The sequence below is a fragment of the Pantoea sp. BJFS-204 genome (genome assembly GCF_049310725.1).
GTDB classification, from domain to species: domain Bacteria; phylum Pseudomonadota; class Gammaproteobacteria; order Enterobacterales; family Enterobacteriaceae; genus Pantoea; species Pantoea agglomerans.
This window is the reverse complement of sequence record NZ_JBMOWE010000001.1, coordinates 1,065,256-1,084,261: the sequence shown is the minus strand read 5'-3', so window position 1 is coordinate 1,084,261 and position 19,006 is coordinate 1,065,256. Positions and strand designations below refer to the sequence as shown.

Annotated in this window: 15 protein-coding genes; 4 read left to right on the top strand and 11 right to left on the bottom strand. The window is 58.1% G+C overall.

Annotated elements, in window-relative coordinates; all coding sequences use genetic code 11:
• Window position 1: 1 nt before the first annotated feature.
• Window positions 2-1,027, bottom strand: a complete 1,026-nt coding sequence (locus ACO6VX_RS04920) for an ABC transporter substrate-binding protein (RefSeq protein ID WP_022625639.1) — start codon at window positions 1,025-1,027, stop codon at window positions 2-4.
• A 221-nt stretch (window positions 1,028-1,248) separates the two neighbouring features.
• Here ACO6VX_RS04920 and ACO6VX_RS04915 point away from each other — a divergent pair, with 221 nt between their 5' ends.
• From ACO6VX_RS04915 to ACO6VX_RS04905, 3 genes are all read left to right on the top strand, one after another.
• Window positions 1,249-2,283 (top strand): LacI family DNA-binding transcriptional regulator, encoded by a 1,035-nt coding sequence (locus ACO6VX_RS04915; RefSeq protein ID WP_022625638.1) that lies wholly within the window; start codon window positions 1,249-1,251, stop codon window positions 2,281-2,283.
• Between the two features lie 264 nt (window positions 2,284-2,547).
• Entirely contained in the window at window positions 2,548-3,441 is an 894-nt protein-coding gene (locus ACO6VX_RS04910) for an SDR family oxidoreductase (protein WP_010670164.1), read from the top strand.
• Between the two features lie 93 nt (window positions 3,442-3,534).
• Window positions 3,535-5,358, top strand: coding sequence for a glycoside hydrolase family 15 protein (locus ACO6VX_RS04905; RefSeq protein ID WP_033767271.1), 1,824 nt, complete (start codon window positions 3,535-3,537; stop codon window positions 5,356-5,358).
• Between the two features lie 39 nt (window positions 5,359-5,397).
• On the opposite strand, the gene ACO6VX_RS04900 is transcribed toward ACO6VX_RS04905, so the two are convergent.
• From ACO6VX_RS04900 to ACO6VX_RS04880, 5 genes are all read right to left on the bottom strand, one after another.
• Entirely contained in the window at window positions 5,398-5,868 is a 471-nt protein-coding gene (locus ACO6VX_RS04900; protein WP_033757682.1) for an RES family NAD+ phosphorylase, read from the bottom strand.
• A complete protein-coding gene (gene parS, locus ACO6VX_RS04895; RefSeq protein ID WP_010244850.1) occupies window positions 5,868-6,320 on the bottom strand; it encodes a type II toxin-antitoxin system Xre/ParS family antitoxin in 453 nt (150 codons plus the stop codon). Before parS ends, ACO6VX_RS04900 begins: the two co-directional genes overlap by 1 nt.
• An 89-nt stretch (window positions 6,321-6,409) precedes the next feature.
• Window positions 6,410-7,564, bottom strand: a complete 1,155-nt coding sequence (ampC, locus tag ACO6VX_RS04890; protein WP_060680228.1) for a class C beta-lactamase — start codon at window positions 7,562-7,564, stop codon at window positions 6,410-6,412.
• 31 nt (window positions 7,565-7,595) lie between these two features.
• Complete coding sequence (locus ACO6VX_RS04885) at window positions 7,596-7,841, bottom strand: hypothetical protein (protein WP_022625634.1); 246 nt, start codon at window positions 7,839-7,841, stop codon at window positions 7,596-7,598.
• A gap of 67 nt (window positions 7,842-7,908) precedes the next feature.
• Window positions 7,909-9,090: a glycosyltransferase family 4 protein gene (locus tag ACO6VX_RS04880; RefSeq protein ID WP_022625633.1), complete on the bottom strand. Its 1,182-nt coding sequence runs from the start codon at window positions 9,088-9,090 to the stop codon at window positions 7,909-7,911.
• Between the two features lie 619 nt (window positions 9,091-9,709).
• On the opposite strand from ACO6VX_RS04880, the gene hpxO reads away from it, so the two are divergent.
• Complete coding sequence (hpxO, locus tag ACO6VX_RS04875; RefSeq protein WP_157352179.1) at window positions 9,710-10,867, top strand: FAD-dependent urate hydroxylase HpxO; 1,158 nt, start codon at window positions 9,710-9,712, stop codon at window positions 10,865-10,867.
• Between the two features lie 51 nt (window positions 10,868-10,918).
• Here hpxO and dcp read toward each other — a convergent pair whose 3' ends face one another.
• The 5 genes from dcp to guaD form a co-directional block, all read right to left on the bottom strand.
• Window positions 10,919-12,964 carry a peptidyl-dipeptidase Dcp gene (gene dcp / locus ACO6VX_RS04870; RefSeq protein WP_060680232.1) on the bottom strand — a complete coding sequence of 682 codons (2,046 nt, stop codon included), beginning with the start codon at window positions 12,962-12,964 and terminating at the stop codon, window positions 10,919-10,921.
• 61 nt (window positions 12,965-13,025) lie between these two features.
• Window positions 13,026-13,802: a xanthine dehydrogenase accessory protein XdhC gene (gene xdhC, locus ACO6VX_RS04865; RefSeq protein ID WP_132498658.1), complete on the bottom strand. Its 777-nt coding sequence runs from the start codon at window positions 13,800-13,802 to the stop codon at window positions 13,026-13,028.
• Entirely contained in the window at window positions 13,789-16,155 is a 2,367-nt protein-coding gene (gene xdhB / locus ACO6VX_RS04860; RefSeq protein WP_422457804.1) for a xanthine dehydrogenase molybdopterin binding subunit, read from the bottom strand. Before xdhB ends, xdhC begins: the two co-directional genes overlap by 14 nt.
• Window positions 16,145-17,587 carry a xanthine dehydrogenase small subunit gene (gene xdhA, locus ACO6VX_RS04855; protein ID WP_422457803.1) on the bottom strand — a complete coding sequence of 481 codons (1,443 nt, stop codon included), beginning with the start codon at window positions 17,585-17,587 and terminating at the stop codon, window positions 16,145-16,147. Before xdhA ends, xdhB begins: the two co-directional genes overlap by 11 nt.
• Entirely contained in the window at window positions 17,584-18,912 is a 1,329-nt protein-coding gene (guaD, locus tag ACO6VX_RS04850) for a guanine deaminase (protein ID WP_010244825.1), read from the bottom strand. The genes xdhA and guaD overlap by 4 nt, the downstream gene beginning before the upstream one ends.
• Window positions 18,913-19,006: the final 94 nt, after the last annotated feature.

Sequence of the window (19,006 nt, the reverse complement as noted above, 5' to 3'; positions counted from 1 at the left end):
GTTATTGTGCGCTGGCACCAATCTCTTTATCCCAGCGGCCCAGCAGCGCTTTGCGTTTTGCTGAGTCGCCATAGGTTTTAAAGTCATAATCGATCAGCCTGATGTTCTCGAAGCGCGGTGCATATTCAGAGATCTCCGCCTTGCGGTTAGAGGGCAGCTGGAACGATTTCGCCTCTTTCATATGCGACTGTGCTTCAGCGCTGAGCGCCCAGTCATACCAGGCTTTGGCATTGGCCAGGTTTCGTGCCCCTTTGATGATCGACATCGAACCTATTTCATAGCCAGTGCCTTCACAGGGCGCGACGGGCTTAATCGGGAAGCCATCCACTTCCATCGCGACGGCATCATGCATAAAGACAATGCCGATGGTGGTTTCACCGCGCGCGGCGGCTTTGACCGGAGCAGAGCCGGACTTGGTATATTGCGAGATGTTGGCGTTGAGCTTCTTCAGGTAGTCAAAGGCTTTATCTTCGCCCATGATCTGCACCAGCGTCGCCAGGGTGTTATAGGCCGTGCCGGAAGAGTTGGGATTGGCGATCTGAATCTCGCCTTTAAAGCCAGGGTCGAGTAAATCCGCCCAGCAGGCAGGCACTTTCTGCTTTTTCTCCGCCAGCAGTCTGGTGTTATAGCCCCAGCCCAGCGCACCGGCATAAACGCCCACGGTGCGATAACCGGAGATCTCCGCCACTTTTTGTGACCAGGGCTGCTGCTGATCGAGCAGTGGCGATTTATAGGCCTGGGTCAGCCCCTCTTCGGCGGCCTGCATATGCGGATCGCCGGTACCGGCCCACCAGATATCGGTACGGGGATTGCGTGCCTCGCTGCGGATACGGGCATAGGCTTCACCGGCAGAGAGCCGCACCATGCTGAGTTTGATATCGGGATGGGAGTGGCTGAACAGCGTGGTCATCTGTTCGCACACCACCACGTCGGCTGAGCAGATCATATTAAGATTGCCCGCCGCCGAGGCAGCAAACGGCACTATAGGGCAGACGATTACAGCAGCGAGCAGAGAGGAATAACGCATGGTGTTCTCCTGGGCTGGATGACGCAGGCGCGCCAGCTTTTGCACATGTGTGCAAACGTGTGTGCAGATTAGTACGGCGGCCCTGCTGCAGTGTCAATTCAGTTGTTAAGCAATTGTCAGTCGCTGTCACAAATTTGAAACCTTTCGCCCGTCTGTATTTTTTGCACAGGCTTGCAACTTCAGGCAAACTCAGTGCAGACAATGTCAGGCGAGGAGAGAACATGCAGCAGCTTAAGGCGGTGGTGAGTGCGCAGGATGTGGCTGACCGGGCGGGCGTCTCCCGCTCAGCGGTCTCCCGCACCTTTACACCGGGAGCCAGCGTGTCAGATGCTACCCGTCAGCGGGTGATGAAAGCGGCGGAGGAACTGGGCTATCACGTCAATCATCTGGCGCGCGGCCTGGTGCGCAACCGCAGCGGCATCGTCTGCTTAATTGCCTCCGAGGTTGACACGCCCTACCGTGCCAGCCTGGTGCGCTGGATGACCCAGTATCTGCAGGAAGCGGGAAAAGTGGCGATGCTGATTAACACTGACCGATCCGATGCGCGCGTTTCCGCCGCGCTGCAGCAGGCGATTAATTTTCGCGCCGACGCATCGATTATTCTCTCCGGCATGCCGGACAGCGGCATTACCCGGCTCTGCTACAAACATGGTCAGCATCTGGTGCTGATTAACCGCGACGAATCCCTGCCCGGCACGCTCAGTATCAACCTTGACTCCCGCCCCGCCGCAGAAATGGCGGTTAACGCGTTTGTGCGGGCGGGATGCAGCCGCATCGCCTTTGTCAATTCGCTGGCGGGAACGCCGAGTCTGCTGAAGCGCGAAGCGGATTTTCTGGCCGCCGCGCAGAAAGTGGGCGTCACGGTCCAGGTGGAGCGGTTCGGCACCACCTCTTACGAAAGCGGCCAGATTCTGGCCCAGCGTCTGCTGACGCGTAAAGTTCGCCCTGATGCGGTGTACTGTGCCACCGACCTGCTCGCCTGCGGCTTTATGGATGAGGCGCGTCACCGCTTTGCGCTGCGTATTCCGGACGATCTCTGCATCATCGGACACGATAATATCGCGCAGTCGGGCTGGGCCTCTTATAACCTCACGACCTTTGCACAGCCGGTGGAACAGTTCGCCCGCGACGCCATTGCCTGGCTGGTGGAGACGGAAGCGCAACCGGAGACGCTGATGCCAAAAAATGAACAGCAGCAGGAGCGGAGAATATATCCGGTAGATGTGGTCTGGCGCGGTTCGGTACGCGGCGGTTAACCGCCCTTTTTTATTTTCTTCCGCTATGTAATTACGTCCTGAAATAATCCACAACCGATCTTACGCTTCGCTTTAAATATCCCGCCCCTGCACTGAAAAATAATCGGACGCTACTGCACAGTGTTCCGATTTTCTGTCTACGCTTTATCTGCATTATTAAGTTCTTCTGGTTTTAACTGCTCAATGAATCAGCAGTCAGATGTGACAAATATCACATTTGTGCCAGGCTTAATGTCTCAGATAACTCTGTTCAAGGAGCATACAATGGCTACACCAACTAACAAGACGCTCGATCTGGATCAATTTCCTAAACCTCCTTTTGAGGACCAGCCACAACAGGCGCCAGGCCTGGCCAGCAAAATGATCCCGGTTCCCGACCACGGTGAAACCAGCTATCGCGGCACGGGCCGACTGACCGGCCGCAAGGCGCTGATCACCGGCGGTGACTCCGGTATTGGCCGCGCGGTGGCTATCGCTTATGCCCGTGAAGGCGCAGATGTGGTGATTAACTACCTGCCGGAAGAACAGCCCGACGCCGATGAAGTGATTAAATTAATCGAAGCGGAAGGCCGTAAAGTTTTTGCTATTCCGGGCGACATTCGTTCTGAAGAATTCTGTCAGCAGCTGGTCAAAGAGGCAGCCGATAAATTAGGTGGCCTGGATATTCTGGTTAATAACGCCGGTCGTCAGCAATTTAATGAGTCCATCCGGACCCTGAGTACGGAAGATTTTGACGCAACGTTTAAAACCAACGTTTATGCGATGTTCTGGATCACCAAAGCGGCGCTGGAATATCTGCCACGCGGTGCGTCCATTATTAATACCTCGTCCGTACAGGCGTTTAAACCCAGCGATATTCTGCTCGACTATGCGCAGACCAAAGCGGCCATCGTCGCCTTTACCAAATCCCTGGCGAAGCAGCTGGGTGGTGACGGTATCCGGGTCAACGCCGTTGCACCAGGGCCGTACTGGACCGTGCTGCAGTCCAGCGGCGGACAGCCGATGGAGAAAGTGAAGCAGTTTGGCGCCGACTCACCGATGGGCCGTCCGGGCCAGCCGGTTGAAATCGCCCCACTCTACGTTACCCTGGCCTCAACCGAGAGCAGTTACTCCTCCGGGCAGGTCTGGTGTTCTGATGGCGGCACCGGTACGCTGTAATCTCACTCAGGTGGCCGCATAATGCGGCCATTTTTTTGTCCCGCTTTTGCCCCGCTTAAGAAACCTCGCCACCGTGATATAAGGAAGCAGATTATGGAAAACCCGATCTTTCATTCGCCGGTCAGAAAAGAGGGCTTTGCGGGCCTGGGTGACTATGCCGCCATTGGTGAAGGCCGTTCAGTCGCGCTGATTGCGCCGGACGGTTCAATTGACTGGTGGTGTGCGCCCAATCTCGACGCAAAGCCCCTGTTTGATCGCCTGCTTGATGCCGGACTCGGTGGCTACTTCCAGATTGTCCCGCGTGCGCCTTATCAGGTCTCACGCCGCTACCGCGATAACAGCAATGTGCTGGAGACCCGCTTCGAAACCCGCGACGGCACCGTGCTGCTGACCGAATCGATTAACAGCACGCTGGCGGGCCGTCTGCCCTGGTGCGAACTGGCTCGCCGCATAGAGGGTGTCAGCGGTGAAGTGGAATTAGCGATCACCCTGCGCTTCGGCACCGCCGCCGAAACCCGTTCACCGTGGGTGGCCGATAATGAGAAAGGCAAGGTGTTTCACATCGCGGAGATCATGGCGATGTTGCGCACCAGCGAAGATATTCAGATCACAGAGCTGGATGACGAGCAGGTCTGCGCCACGCTGCGTACCTATGCCGGTTCCCGCTCGCTCTGCGCGCTGCTGGTGACCGAGAAAGAGCCGCTGGCGGTGCCGCCGCTGGAGGCTATCGATCAGCGGATTGAAACCAGCCACACCGGCTGGACCAGCTGGGTGGAGAGCCTGAGTTATGAGGGCCGCTACCCGACGCTGGTGAAGCGCTCAGCCCTGTCGCTGAAGTTTCTCTGGTACTCCCCGACCGGCGCACTGGCTGCTGCTGCCACCACCTCCCTGCCGGAGGGGATCGGCGGCGAGAAAAATTATGATTACCGCTACGCCTGGGTGCGCGACGCCTGCCTGATTATTAAAGCCTTCGTCTATCTCGGAGCGCTGGAAGATTGTAAGGCGGCCTTTTCCTGGCTGTCGCAGACCATCATGCGCCATGGCGTCAGGCTGCGCGCCTGCTATGCCCTGAATGGTGATGAGGTCCCCGCTGAGCGTTATCCGCCGCTGAGCGGCTATCAGAACTCTCAGCCGGTGCGGGTCGGCAATAATGCCCGTGACCAGCTGCAGCTCAGTATGTATGGCGACATGCTGGTCACCGCGCAGCATTTTATCGAGGCGGGACACGTGCTGGATATCACCACCTCGCGCATGCTGGGCGAGCTGGCGAACTGCTGCGCCGATCACTGGCGGCAGAAGGATTGCGGCATCTGGGAGCTGCCGGAGTTGCAACACTACACCCACTCCAAAATGGCCTGCTGGATGGCGCTGGATCGGGCGGTGGCGCTGGCAGAAAGCCAGCATATCGAACCGACCTGGCTGGGACGCTGGCAGCGGGAACGTGACCGTATCCGCGACTGGATTGAGTCGCACTGCTGGTCAGAGCAACAGCAGGCTTATCTCTTTTACGCCGGCAGTGACGATCGCCTCGACGCGTCGCTGGCGCTGGTTCACAGCTACGGCAACGCGGTCAATCCGCAGCGGATGCTCTCGACCTACCGTGCTATCCGGCAAAAACTGGGTGACGGCAGCGCCATGCTCTATCGCTACAGCGGGGTCAGAGAAGAAGAGAGTACCTTTCTCGCCTGCGCCTTCTGGCTGGTGGAAGCCTGGGCAGAGATGGGTGAGGCGGATGAGGCAGAACAGGCGATGCAGGAGATCCTGGCTACGCTGAACGGCCACGGTAACGTCGATATCTTCAATGAGATGTATGACGTCCGCAGCCAGAGCTGGCGCGGCAATATGCCACAGGGGCTGAGTCATCTGGCGCTGATCTGCGCGGCGCAGGCGCTATCGGAATCGCAGGCCCCAGCGTGATGTGAGATGTTGCGCTTAGGAAAGTGGCGAATCCGTGCCCTACTGCAGCCGGAAACGCGGATCGAAGAAAAATGGCTCCACCACCACCTTACTGATGATGCCAGCCGCTGCCGGATGACGGGGATTGAACAGCGCATTCCACTCGCCGGTCAGCGTGCTCGGTACCTTCAGCACCAGGCCGTTATCCGGGCTGGCAAGCCAGTCGTCACCAATTTGCCGCGTGGACGATGGCGCAGGATCGGCCTGCCAGTCATCGGGTAGTGCCGCCAGCGAGAGCTCGGTAATCAGCGATTCAGGGACGCTAATCGACAGCATTGAGTAGTCGTGTGACAGATCCTGAATGGTGAGATGAACCAGCGCCTCAAGTACACAGAGCGCCCGGCTTGATCCCATATAGACACAGACCGTTCCCACGGAATTCCAGCGCCCCCCGTAAGTGCGGGCACCAAAACCATCAAAGGCGGTTATCGCATACTCACTCTTCACCAGGCGAAAGAAACGTACCGCCATCAGGTAATCACGCCATGCTCAAGCTGGCCAATCAGGTTAATCACCGCTTCTGCACCCGCCACCGTGGTGGTCATCTCCGCCGGTTTCTTACCGCCCAGCGCTTTGGCGGGCGTTTCCAGCCACTGCACCAGACGCTGCCTGTCGTCGCGGAACAGTTTGCTGGCGGCAGAGAGGACGCGGATCAGCATGTAGATCCGTCCGCTCTGATCGGGCGAAAAGGTCTGCTGCGGATCTTTGACTTTGCGGTTGTAGGTGGTGCGATCAATGCCCGCCAGACGGCACAGCCAGCCCTCGTCAAAGGTGGACAACGACGCCGTGCGTTTCAGCACGCCGCTGCTGAACCCTACCGCAATACGCTGGTGCGCATCAGGCAGTGTTTCCGGCAGATTCAGGGCATGCAGCAGCGAATTGTCGCGACGATGCTGAGCGGGTGTGTAGATGGCGATAGACATAGCAGCCTCCTGTTCATTTGATTTTTATTTTAGCGCAAATGAACAGGCGGTGCCAGCTTTACCCCGTCGCTGAGCAAGCGTGATGCCTGTTACTCAGGCTTCTCCTGCTGTAACGCCTGCAGAATCTGCCACGCCGCCTTTATACGCAGCGGATTAGGGTAATTCTTGTTGGCGAGTATCACGATGCCGCTGTTCCTCTCAGGAATAAAGGCGATATAGGCACCAAATCCATTGGTTGCACCGGTTTTATGCACCCAGCTGGCGCTCTGCGACGGCCCGACCGGATTGAGCAGCGTTGCCGGGCGGGGTTGCAGCGCAACACCATTATCGCTGTCACCCATCAGCGTGTCGGCAGTCACCGGCCAGTCGTAGATCTCCCAGCCCAGTCCCTGAAACAAGGTGCCGACTTTGAAGTAGCGCGCCTGCGCGGTGCGAATGGCATTACGCAGCACGGCATTCCCCGAAGAGAGGCGGTTAGGATCCACATTTGCCTGCATAAAGGTGAGCATGTCACGCGCGGTGGATTTAACGCCGTAGGCTTCTGCATCCAGCATGCCAGGTGAGACCCGTACCGGCTGGCCATTTTTATAGCCCCAGGCGTAGTCCAGCATCATCGAGGGCGGCACGGTGATATAGGTGCGCGTCAGACGCAGTGGCTGAAACACATTTCGCGCCATCGCCTGCTCATAATCCCCTTTCACCATCAGCGAACCAAACAGACCGATGCTGGCGTTAGAGTACTGCCGGAGCGTGCCGGGCGCTGCCTCTGGCTGCCATTCCTGATAGAAACGCAGCAGCGAAGCCTGATCGGTGACGTCATCCGGCAACTGTAAAGGCAGGCCGCCCGCGGTATAGGTCGCCAGATGCAGCATCCGCACCGGACGCCACTGCTCACCGGTCAGCTGCGGCCAGTACTTTTGCACCGGATCGTTAAGGCGTATTTCGCCGTTGCGGATCATGACGCCGGCCAGGGTGCCGGTAAAGGTTTTGCTCACGGAGCCCAGCTCAAACAGCGTGTTTTCCGTGACCCGGCGGCGTGATTCGAGATCGGCCACGCCGAAGTTCACAAACTGCGCCCGGCCTTTGTAAAGCACCGCCACCGACATGCCGGGGATCTCCTGCTGCTCCATCAGCGGTTCGATCGCGGCTTTAACCAGAGAAGTAACCTGCTGTGAAGAGAGATCGGCGGCGACACAGCTGGCAGAAAGAGAGAATAACGCGAGATAAAACAAAGACTTTTTCATTGGCAACTAAGGGATTCTTCACTCAATTAAATTATTTACACTGGTCGGCACAGGCCTGCACGCACATCTGAGCCTGAGAACTGCAGCCACCGTTGTCCCGTGTGTTGCAGTGCGATTGTTCTGTGTAGCAGTTGGTCTGACAGGCGGAGACATCGCAGCGGGCAGCGACGGGCGTCAGCTGTGCCAGGGGCGCGCGGGCCGGAAAAAGCGGTGCGGGCTGAGCGAAGGCGCTGCTGCCCAGTAATCCGGACAGCAGCAGGCTGATGATCATTTTCATAAGAGTTCTCCAGAGGGACGCTGCACTAAGTATGGCCAGTCTGGCGCGCCCCGTCAGAGAAATCTAATCAAATTGAGACCACAGGGGGATGTTGAGTGACATTAATCACGCCACGGCTGTAGATATCGTTGAGCCGGGCAATGTAACGCTGGGTGTCATGCTGATCTTTGATGCGCAGAATCGCCGCCTCACCTTTCTCCTGCAGCATCTCAGGACGGTCGATAATAGCGAGCAGTATCGATTTCAGCCCCTCCACCAGCGACTGGCGTAGCTGCGTTTTCTGCTCTGGCGAGGTAATACTGTATTCACGGTCAGCGTTAAGCGGACTCGCAATCACCCAGCCTGCGCTGGCAGGATTAATCTCTGGCAACGCGCGCACGTTGCTGGTGATCACCGGGCAGCCGTTAGCCTGCATCTCCAGTACCGAGAAACCGTACGTCTCCTGCCAGGTTGGTAGCAGTCCGGCATCGCTCTGGCGGAACAGCTGCATCAGGGCGCCGTTATCCATCTGTGAATGATGCGTGAAGCAGCGATAGCGTTTGATGCGGTTCTCAATGCCACTATAGAAGGTCTCATCATCCTGGAACTGGCGGTGCGCCACGTTACGACGCTTGGCGAGATCGCCAATCAGCTGCACATCCAGCTGGGACTCTTCCAGTTTGCGCTCTTCGATCAGCTCACTGATCGCCAGCACGACTTCAGCCCCGCCTTTGCGGTAGAACTCGTTACCGGCAAAGGTCAGTTTCAGAATACCGGGCTGACGCGGCGTTTTCTGCTGGACAAACAGCTTCTGCGGCGGATGCAGCACCAGGGTTTTACGGCGGATTTGCTGGGCAATATCCGGCCTGAACAGTTTCATCTGAATGTTCAGGGTGGCATCTGAGATGGCAATCAACCCCAGGCAGTTATCTTTTAACAGATAAGGAATGAGGCGTTTCAGCTCGGGGTTATCCTGCTTGGCGACGCCCGCCACCGGCAGCACACGCGGCAGCTCCGTTTCAAACGACGCGACCCACTTCTGATGGGTTATCGCCACTTCATTGAACAGATGCAGGATGTCAGCCCGCGATGCCCCTGAAAAAGGCACAGGCTGAAAGACAAAGGTTTTATTTTTTTTGAGCAATCGGGTTCGTAGCGGATTAATAAAGTAGAACAGATTGCTCTTTTTCAGATTGATATATTCGTTATCCGGATTAACTAAGATATTACGCTGCTCCGGATACTGGTTATTCGTGATTCCAATTTTCATGTTCGCCTTCCAGAGTCCTTGTGTCCGGAGTGATCTATATCACGTGATCGTGACTGGCGGGTCTGAGCAATATCCTAAAAGCCCGTAATGACACGGCCTGAACGCTTTTGCTAATGATTGCGCACGGTGCTAAAACAGATACAATTGTGTCTGGTTATGAATTTGCATTTTTTATTAACAGGTGTGTTTAACTGTGTCAGGCTAACCCCTTATTGAATATAACGATTATTTTCCGGGAAATATTCGCGCCAGTTGTTATGTAAATGTTTAATTAATTGTCAGGAATATTAGCGAAGCGGATGAGGATTTTAGTTAATAACTTTTAAAGTAATAAGAATGACCATGCTGAAAAGTGCCCGGCGCGTTTCACTGGCTGATGATTAACACAGACACAGACGGGCGATAATGAAACAAATGATGCAGTACTGTTATAGCCGCACCCTTTTTGCACGCCCGTTTGCCACAATTCAGTGCAACTGATTAAGAGGAAGGCGGGAGTCAGGTGCCCCCCATTATACATTAAGCCTATGATTTACATTGTTATTTATATGAAACTCTCTACCACCATCTCTCTGGTACAAAAGTTGCAGGAACTGACGTATGCAGACAGGAGAGCATTATGAAAGCAATCGTGATTGGTGGCGGTATAGGCGGCATGAGTAGTGCCATTGCGCTGGAGAAATCCGGAATTGACGTTGAGGTCTTTGAAGCCGTAAAGGAGATGAAGCCCGTCGGCGCGGCGATTTCCATCTGGCCAAACGGTGTTAAATGCCTGAATGCGCTGGGCATGAAAACCGCGCTGCGTGAGCTGGGCGGGAACATGGCCTATATGGCCTATCACGATGGCACCACCGGCGCACCCCTGACCCGCTTCAGTATGGCGCCGCTGGTGCAGCAGGTTGGCGAATATCCCTGTCCGGTGGCGCGGGCAGAACTGCAGGCGATGCTGATTGATACCTTCGGGCGTGAACGGGTGCAGTTTGGTAAGCGGGTGATCCAGGTCGAGCAGACCGGCAGTGGCGTGATTGCCACCTTTTCCGACAACACTCAGGCCACCGGCGATTTCCTGATTGCCGCCGATGGCACCCATTCGGTGATCCGCGAGTATGTGCTGGAGCAGAAGCCTGAACGACGTTACGCCGGTTACGTTAACTGGAATGGCCTGGTCACTATAGATGAGAGGATTGCGCCCGCCGATCAGTGGACCACCTTTGTCGGTGACGGCAAGCGGGTGTCGCTGATGCCGGTCAGCGGCAATCGATTCTACTTCTTCTTTGATGTGCCGCTGCCGAAGGGGCTGCCGCAGGATCGCAGCACGGTGAAAGCGGACTTAACCGGCTATTTTAAGGGCTGGGCGGAGCCGGTACAGCAGCTGATCGCGGCAATCAATCCTGACACCACCAATCGGGTTGAGATTCACGACATCGAACCTTTCAGCCGCTTTGTTAAAGGACGTGTGGCCCTGCTGGGCGATGCTGCCCACAGCACCACGCCCGATATCGGCCAGGGCGGCTGCGCGGCGATGGAGGATGCCGTGGTACTGGCCTCGACGCTGGCCTCTCATTCACTGGGTATTGAAGATGCACTGCTGCGCTATCAGGCGCGACGGGTTGAACGGGTAAAAGATCTGGTGCTGAAAGCGCGCAAACGCTGTGACGTCACCCATGCGCGCGATCCGGCAATCACGGCAGAATGGTATGACTCTCTGAAAAGCGAAACCGGTGAACGGGTGCTGGCCGGAATGTGCGAAACCATTGAAGGTGGCCCGCTGGGTTAATACGAATAAAACCGGGCTGTCAGCGCGACCAGCGCGTGACAGCCCGTTCTGCTATGACTCCGCCAGACCACGATTTTTCAGCATGGGCTCCAGCTGCGGAGGCCCGCCCCGCCAGCTTTCATACAGTGTTTTGAGATCGCTGCTGTTCCCCCGGGACAGAATTTTCTGTCGGAAGAGGTCGCCGTTCTCGCGCGTCAGTCCGCCCTGTTCCGCAAACCACTGATAGCCATCGTCGGCGAGCATCTGCGTCCAGATATAGGCGTAATAACCTGCTGCATAGCCACCGCCCCAGATGTGCTGGAAATAGCTGGAGCGATAGCGCGGCGGCACCGCCGTCAGCGCCAGATTATCGCTCTGTAACGCCTGCTGCTCGAATCCCTCCACGCTTTGCGGCGCGGAATCACGGTTAAGGCTGTGCCAGTGCAGATCCAGCAGCGCGGCAGCCAGCAGCTCGCTCATCTCGTAGCCTTTGTTAAACGTGGCGGCCCGGACGATCTTTTCATGCAGCTCAGCGGGCATCAGCGCCTGAGTCTGATAGTGGCGGGCGTAGTTGCGGAACACCGCTGGCTCGCTGGCCCAGTGCTCGTTGATCTGCGAAGGAAACTCAACGAAATCGCGCGGGGTTTCCGTTCCCGACAGGCTCGGATAGCGCTGGCTGGCAAACAGACCGTGCAGCGTGTGGCCGAACTCGTGAAACATCGTGATGACGTCGTCCCAGCTCAGCAGCGCCGGTTCACCGGCTGGCGGTTTGGTGTAGTTACAGACGTTGTAGATCACCGGTTTGCTGTCGAGCAGCGTGGACTGGTTGACGAAGTTGCTCATCCAGGCGCCGCCGCCTTTGCTGTCGCGCTTAAAGAAGTCGGTGTAAAACAGCGCCAGCGGGGTCTCATCGGCGTCAAAAATCTCATAGACCTGGACGTCGGGATGGTAAACCGGCAGATCCTGTCGCGGCGTGAAACGGATGCCATAGAGCTGCGTCGCCGCCCAGAACACGCCATTCTGCAGCACCGAATTCAGTTCAAAGTAGGGCTTAATCTGGCTCTCATCCAGATCGTAACGGGCGCGCCGCACCTGTTCGGCATAAAAACGCCAGTCCCAGGCCTGCAGGGTAAAATCGCCCTGATGCTGATCGATGGTCTGCTGGATAGCCGCCGCTTCACGCTCCGCACGACCGCGCGCGGCAGGCACGATGTTATGCATAAACGCCAGCGCCGCCTTAGGCGTTTTGGCCATCTGATCCTGTAACTTCCACTCGGCATAGCTGGCAAATCCCAGCAGCCGCGCCTGCTCCGCCCTGACCTGCGCCAGACGTAATACCAGCTCGCGGGTGTCGTTCTCATCGCCTTTTTCAGTGCGCGTGACGCCCGCCTTAAACAGCGCTTCACGGGTTGCGCGATCGGCCAGGCTCTGTAGTGCGGGTTGCTGGGTGGTGTTTTGCAGCACCAGCAGCCAGCGCTTTTCCAGTCCGCGTGCCTGCGCTTCCGCCTGCGCCACCGCCAGATCGGCCGGTGAGAGTCCCGCCAGCTTCTGCAGATCATCGACGACCAGCCCGCCCGCTTTAGTGGCGGCCAGCAATTTGTTGGTGAAGCGGGTACCGAGGCGGGCCGCTTCCTGATTCAGTGTCTTGAGCTGCTGTTTCTGCGCTTCCGGCAGATTAGCCCCCGCCAGTTGAAAGCGCTGCCAGATCACCTCAACCAGCCGTTTTGATTCAGCATCCAGTTTAGCGCGCTGCAGATAGACCGCATCGAGCCGCGAAAACAGCGGGCGGTTAAGCATGATGTCATCGTTGAGCGCGGTGAGCTGAGGCGCAATCTCCTCATCCACCTGCTGCAGATACGGGCTGGTATGCGCCGAGGTCATGGCACTGAACACCAGATTCACCCGGTTGAGCAGCTGTCCGCTCCTCTCCAGCGCCTCATAAGTGTTGAAAAAGCTGGGCGCGTCGCTGTTCAGTGCGATCGCCTCGATCTCCTGACGCTTCTCCTCAATGCCCGCCTGCAGCGCGGGCAGGAAATCCTGCTCCTCAATCTGGTCAAAAGGAGGAGTCTGGTAAGGCAGTGTGCTGACGCTAAAGAAGGGATTCTGACGGGCGTTCATGGTTCGCTCCTGGTGGACATCGCAAAGTCTTATCCTGACAGGTTGCCGCGAAAGCGACAACTCAGGCGACGTGCTGCTGATAAACGCTGATGATTTCACCGGCAATCGCCACCGCAATCTCGGCGGGCAGCTTGCCTTTGACGTCCGGCAGGCCAATCGGACAGCGCAGGCGCGCCAGCGGTTCGTTCGCCACACCCTTGCCCGCCAGCCTGTAGCGGAAACGCTGGTTTTTCGTTTCAGAACCGATCACCCCGGCATAGCGGAAATCGCCGCGCTTCAGCACCGCCTCGCACAGTTCGAAGTCGAGGGGATGATGATGGGTCATGATGATGAAGTAGCTGCCTGCGGGTGCCTGTGCTACGCAGTCGAGTGGGTCGTCCGGCTGCATTGTCATCACGCCAGCGGGAACGTGGCTGAACTGCGCCGGACGGCTATCAATCCAGTTTATGTGACAGGGTAACGTTGACAGCAGGTTGACCAGCGCCTGTCCCACATGGCCTGCGCCAAAAAGGTAGATCTCAGGCTGCGCCTGCAGCAGCGGCTCAAACAGCAGCGTGGTTTTGCCGCCGCAGCACTGTCCGAGCCGCGCGCCAAGGCTGAAATCTTCAGTGTGTGGCGCAGTCGCCCCGCTCTGCAACATCGCTCTGGCCTGGGCGATGCACTCAAACTCCAGATGACCGCCACCGATGGTGAGATAACTCTCCTGCTGCGTCACCACCATTTTACTGCCGCTGTCGCGCGGCACTGAACCGTGCTCACTGAGCACGGTGATTAATACGCAGCTCTGACGTTTTTCACGCAGCTGATGCAGCACGCCAATCCAGTCATGATAAATCATCAACCCCTCCCGTCAGGCGCTGCACGCCCCAGAAGATGCGCTCCGGCGTGGCGGGCGCGTCCAGCAGCGGGTGCTGCCGGTAGTCGGAGACGCTGGCGACCGCATCCTGAAGGGCACACCAGGCTGCGATGCCCAGCATAAACGGCGGTTCGCCAACGGCCTTGGAGTGGAACACCGTGTCTTTAGGGTTTTTACGGTTCTCAACCAGCGTGACCCGCAGGTCCGCCGGAACGTCGCTGATGGCAGGAATTTTGTAGCTCGCCGGGCCATCGGTCAGCAGCTGGCCTTTATTACTCCACACCAGCTCTTCGCAGGTAAGCCAGCCGACGCCCTGCACAAAGCCACCTTCAACCTGGCCGATGTCGATGGCCGGATTCAGCGAGGCGCCGACGTCATGCAGAATGTCGGCGCGCAGCAGGCGGGATTCACCGGTTAAGGTATCAATCACCACTTCACAGCAGGCTGCACCGTAAGCGTAGTAATAGAACGGCGTCCCGCGTCCCGCGACCCGGTCGTAATGAATTCCCGGCACGCGGTAGTAGCCGGTGGCGGAGAGCGGCACCTGATTCAGCCACGCCAGCTTCGCCACCTCGGCGAAGGTGTAATGTTTATCCCCGGCGCGCACCACCCCGTTACGGAAGCTCACCGCCGACGCGTCGCACTGGTGTAGCTCGCAGAGCATGGCGGTCATACGGTCGCGCAGGATCTCAGCACCATTCTGCGCCGCTTTGCCATTGAGGTCAGCCCCGCTGGAGGCCGCGGTTGGCGAGGTGTTGGGCACTTTGCCGGTGTCGGTGGCGGTGATCTGAATTTTATCGATCTCAATCTGCAGCACTTCGGCGACAATCTGAATCACCTTGGTGTTCAGGCCCTGGCCCATCTCGGTGCCGCCGTGGTTAAGCTGCACCGTGCCGTCGGTGTAGATCAGGATCAGCGCCCCCGCCTGATTGAGAAAGCTGGAGGTAAAGGAGATGCCGAATTTCACCGGCGTCAGCGCCAGGCCGCGTTTCAGCAGCGGACTGCGGGCATTAAACGCCTTAATCTCCGCGCGGCGAGCCTGATAGTCGCTGCTCTGCTCCAGCTGTTCGGTAATCTCATCCAGCAGGTTATCCTCTACCTGCTGGTGGTAATGGGTGATGTTGCGATCCTGTTTGCCATAGTAGTTACGCTTACGCAGCGCCAGCGGATCCAGCCCGCGCTCACGGGCGATATGATCCATGATCTGTTCAATCGCCACCATGCCCTGTGGCCCGCCAAAACCCCGATAGGCGGTGTTCGAGGCGGTGTTCGTGCGGCAGCGATAGCCGGTTACCCGTGCATCCCCGAGGTAATAGGCGTTATCGGCGTGGAACATGGCGCGATCGACAATCGATCCGCTAAGATCCAGCGAATAACCGCAGTTTCCGGCCAGATCGATTTTGATGCCGCACAGACGCCCATCCTCTTCAACACCCGCTTCGTAGCGCACAAAGAACGGATGGCGTTTGCCGGTGACGCGCATATCGTCGCGACGTGAAAGCCGCATCTTCGCCGCCCGGCCGGTCTGGCGCGCCACGATGGCACAGAGACAGGCGACACCGGCCGCCTGCGTCTCTTTACCACCAAAGCCACCGCCCATCCGACGCATATCTATCGTCACCTGATTCAGGCTGATGCCCATTACTTCCGCCACCAGTTTCTGCACTTCGGTGGGGTTCTGGGTTGAGGAGAAGACCTGCAACTGCTGATCTTCTCCGGGAATGACCATTGCCGTCTGGGTTTCCAGATAGAAATGCTCCTGGCCGCCAATGTGAAACGCCCCACTGACCCGGTGCGGCGCACGCGCCAGGGCCGCTTCCACATCACCGCGCTGGTGAATGTGAGGTTCCTGCACAAAGCTGCCCTGTGCCAGCGCCTGTTCCACATCCAGCAGCGGTTCCAGCACCTCATATTCAATTACCGCAGCGGCCGCGCCAAGACGCGCAGCCTCGGGGGATTCCGCCGCCACCGCGATCACGATCTGTCCCAGATACTCTACTTTGTCATGGGCCAGCAGCGGGTCGCCCGGCTCCAGCGGCCCGACATCATTGATGCCCGGCACATCCTGCCAGGTCAGGACGCTGACGACGCCGGGAACGGCATAACAGGGCTGCACATCAATATGCAGGATGCGCGCATGAGCATACTCACTCAGGCGCGGACAGAGATGCAGCAGACCCGGCAGCTCCGGCTTATCGTCGATAAAACGCGCCTCGCCGGAGACATGTTTTTCCGCGCTCTCATGGCGGTTACTGCGACCAACGCCGCTCTGTAAATCAGCGGCATACTGCGCCTTAATGACCTCTTCGTTGAGTTCAGGACGGTTATGAGACATAGCGGGCCACCTCAATACAGGTTATTTCGCCGTTGTGGCGATGCCAGTAGCGGCGCAGCAGGTTGCGTGCGACCTGCAGACGGTAGTCACTGCTGGCGCGGAAATCGGAGAGCGGCTGGAAATCCTCTGCCAGCGCCGCGGCTGCGCGTGACACCGTCACGGCATTCAGTGGCTGACCGATGAATGCCTGTTCACAGTGACGGGCACGCTGCGGTGTGGCCGCCATGCCGCCAAAGGCGATGCGGGCACTACTGACTACGCCCTGTTCAATCTGCAGATTAAAAGCGGCGAACACGGCGGAGATATCATCGTCCAGCCGTTTGGACACTTTCCAGGCCACAAAATCAGGTGACACCGTCACTTTATCGATGCGAATGGCGCGAATAAACTCCCCTTTTTCGAGCCGGGTCTGGCGATAGCCGGTAAAGAACTGATCCAGCGGCAGGCTGCGCTGCTGCTCACCGCGCTGTAACAACAGGCTGGCGTTCAGGGCCAGCAGCGCCGGCGAGGCGTCGCCAATGGGGGAAGCGTTACCGATGTTGCCGCCTAATGTGCCCTGCAGACGGATTTGCAGCGAGGCAAAGCGTTGCAGCATCTCGCTGACGCCGGGAATGCGGCTGGCAAGAAATTCGCTGACCTGCTGCAGCGAAGCCCCTGCGCCCAGCAGGTAGTGATCATCAAATTCGCTGCAGACTTTGAGCGCGGCAACCTGCTCCAGCGCAATCAGCAACGGTATTCTTTTATGCTGCTGGGTAATCTGCAGGCTGAGATCGGTGCCACCGGCAATCAGCCTCGCCTCGGGATGTGCCAGATAGATCGCCGCCAGCTGAGCCGGGGTTTTGGGCAGGAAGCAACGGCGACCCTCACCCCCTAATTCCTGCATCTCCGGGGTTGCCAGCGCCCCAAGCCGCTGCACGGTTGCGGCGGCACCTTGATCGAACTGGTCTGTCACCGGCTGCGAGCAGAGCTGTTCGGCGGCGGCCATAATCGGCCGGTAACCGGTACAGCGGCAGAGGTTGCCCGCCAGCGCAGTTTCCGCCTGATGGCGATCCCAGCCCGAAGCGGTTTTTTGCAGGCTGAACAGCGACATCACAAAGCCCGGCGTGCAGAATCCGCATTGCGAACCGTGGCAGTCGACCATCGCCTGCTGCGCCGGATGCAGTGCGCGGCCGTGACGCAGATCCTCAACCGTAATCAGCTGCTTGCCCTGTAACGCGGAGACCAGCGTCAGGCAGCTGTTGACCGTTTCATACTGCATTGTTCCCCCGACGGCTTTGCCCAGAGTCACGCTGCAGGCGCCACAGTCGCCAGATGCACAGCCCTCTTTGGTGCCAGGGCGTTGCTGACGGGTGCGCAGGTAGTTGAGTACCGTGAGGTTGGGGTCGAGCGCGTCCTCGCTGACCAGCTGGTTATTTAACAGAAACTGGATCATGCGGCTTGCTCCTGTGCGTCGCGCTGCCAGACCGGACGACCGGCTACCCAGGTCTGGGCAATATTGCGGTCGTCGCCGAGCGTCATTAATACAAACAGTTTTTCCCAGATATCTTTGCTGTTGCCGATGCGCAGTTGCTGCAGGGCAGAAACCGCCGGGTCCAGCACCACAAAGTCTGCTTCTTTACCGATGTTGAAATTTCCGATGACGTGGTCGAGATCCAGCGCACGTGCCCCGCCCAGCGTGGCGTGATAAAAGGCTTCGGCCGCGCTGAGCCGGTAGTGCTGCAGCTGGCCCACCTTGTAGGCTTCGCCCAGGGTCTGCAGCATATTAAAGGTGGTGCCCGCGCCGACATCGGTGCCGATCCCCACTTTTACCCCCTGCTGCCAGCTGCGTTTCAGGTTAAACAGGCCGCTGCCGAGAAACAGGTTTGAGGTGGGACAGAAAGCAATGGATGAATCGGTATCGTGCAGACACTGCCATTCGTTCTCTTCCAGATGCAGACAGTGAGCAAAGACGCTGCGGCGGCCGGTCAGCTGGTGATGATGATAAACATCCAGATAGCCTTCACGCTCCGGGAACAGTTCTTTGACCCAGGCGACCTCCTGCGGGTTTTCGCTGAGATGGGTATGCAGCCAGGTATCCGGGAACTCCTGACGCAGCTGCTGCACTTTTTCCAGCAGCTGTGGGGATGAGGTCGGCGCAAAGCGCGGCGTCAGGGCGTAGCTCAGGCGTCCGCGCTGGTGCCAGCGCTCAATCAGCGCCCGGGTCTGCTGGTAGCTCTGTTCAGGGGTTTCGATCAGGTTGTCGGGCGCATTGCGATCCATCATCACTTTCCCGGCAATCAGCCGCATGTTCAGCGCTTCGGCGGCGCTGAACAGCGCCTCCACCGATTGCGGATGGACGGTGCCAAACACCAGCGCGCTGGTGGTGCCGTTGGAAAGCAGCTGATGCAGGAAGAAGGCGGACATCCGCGCAGCATGATCGGGACAGTGATACTGCGCTTCAACCGGGAAGGTGTAGTGATTCAGCCACTCCAGCAGCTGCTCGCCAAATGCGCCAATCATCTCTGTCTGCGGATAGTGAATGTGGGTATCGACAAAGCCCGGCACGATCAGTCTGCCGCGCAGGTCGATGACCGGATGCCCCGCCAGCATCGCCTCGCTATTCTCCCAGCTATCCAGCCCCACTACGCATCCATCACGCAGCAGCAGCACCGCATCCTCAAGATAGCGGGCCTGGCCGGCCAGGTCGTCGGGACGATCCACCACGCCGGTAAAGTCAAAGAAGCTGGCGCGTATCGCCGTGTCGGTTGCTGAAAGCATGGGTAGTCCTTTCTGAAAGCGCGATGTTATATCTGCAGATGATTATCTGAATAATCCTGTGCAACCTGCGTGCCAGAATTGAAATAGAATAAAT

What these genes read in the sequence shown, in the direction of transcription:
- ACO6VX_RS04920 (WP_022625639.1), bottom strand. Translation starts at nt 1,027, where the DNA reads ATGCGTTATTCCTCTCTGCTCGCTGCTGTAATCGTCTGCCCTATAGTG.
- ACO6VX_RS04915 (WP_022625638.1), top strand. Translation starts at nt 1,249, where the DNA reads ATGCAGCAGCTTAAGGCGGTGGTGAGTGCGCAGGATGTGGCTGACCGG.
- ACO6VX_RS04910 (WP_010670164.1), top strand. Translation starts at nt 2,548, where the DNA reads ATGGCTACACCAACTAACAAGACGCTCGATCTGGATCAATTTCCTAAA.
- ACO6VX_RS04905 (WP_033767271.1), top strand. Translation starts at nt 3,535, where the DNA reads ATGGAAAACCCGATCTTTCATTCGCCGGTCAGAAAAGAGGGCTTTGCG.
- ACO6VX_RS04900 (WP_033757682.1), bottom strand. Translation starts at nt 5,868, where the DNA reads ATGGCGGTACGTTTCTTTCGCCTGGTGAAGAGTGAGTATGCGATAACC.
- parS (WP_010244850.1), bottom strand. Translation starts at nt 6,320, where the DNA reads ATGTCTATCGCCATCTACACACCCGCTCAGCATCGTCGCGACAATTCG.
- ampC (WP_060680228.1), bottom strand. Translation starts at nt 7,564, where the DNA reads ATGAAAAAGTCTTTGTTTTATCTCGCGTTATTCTCTCTTTCTGCCAGC.
- ACO6VX_RS04885 (WP_022625634.1), bottom strand. Translation starts at nt 7,841, where the DNA reads ATGAAAATGATCATCAGCCTGCTGCTGTCCGGATTACTGGGCAGCAGC.
- ACO6VX_RS04880 (WP_022625633.1), bottom strand. Translation starts at nt 9,090, where the DNA reads ATGAAAATTGGAATCACGAATAACCAGTATCCGGAGCAGCGTAATATC.
- hpxO (WP_157352179.1), top strand. Translation starts at nt 9,710, where the DNA reads ATGAAAGCAATCGTGATTGGTGGCGGTATAGGCGGCATGAGTAGTGCC.
- dcp (WP_060680232.1), bottom strand. Translation starts at nt 12,964, where the DNA reads ATGAACGCCCGTCAGAATCCCTTCTTTAGCGTCAGCACACTGCCTTAC.
- xdhC (WP_132498658.1), bottom strand. Translation starts at nt 13,802, where the DNA reads ATGATTTATCATGACTGGATTGGCGTGCTGCATCAGCTGCGTGAAAAA.
- xdhB (WP_422457804.1), bottom strand. Translation starts at nt 16,155, where the DNA reads ATGTCTCATAACCGTCCTGAACTCAACGAAGAGGTCATTAAGGCGCAG.
- xdhA (WP_422457803.1), bottom strand. Translation starts at nt 17,587, where the DNA reads ATGATCCAGTTTCTGTTAAATAACCAGCTGGTCAGCGAGGACGCGCTC.
- guaD (WP_010244825.1), bottom strand. Translation starts at nt 18,912, where the DNA reads ATGCTTTCAGCAACCGACACGGCGATACGCGCCAGCTTCTTTGACTTT.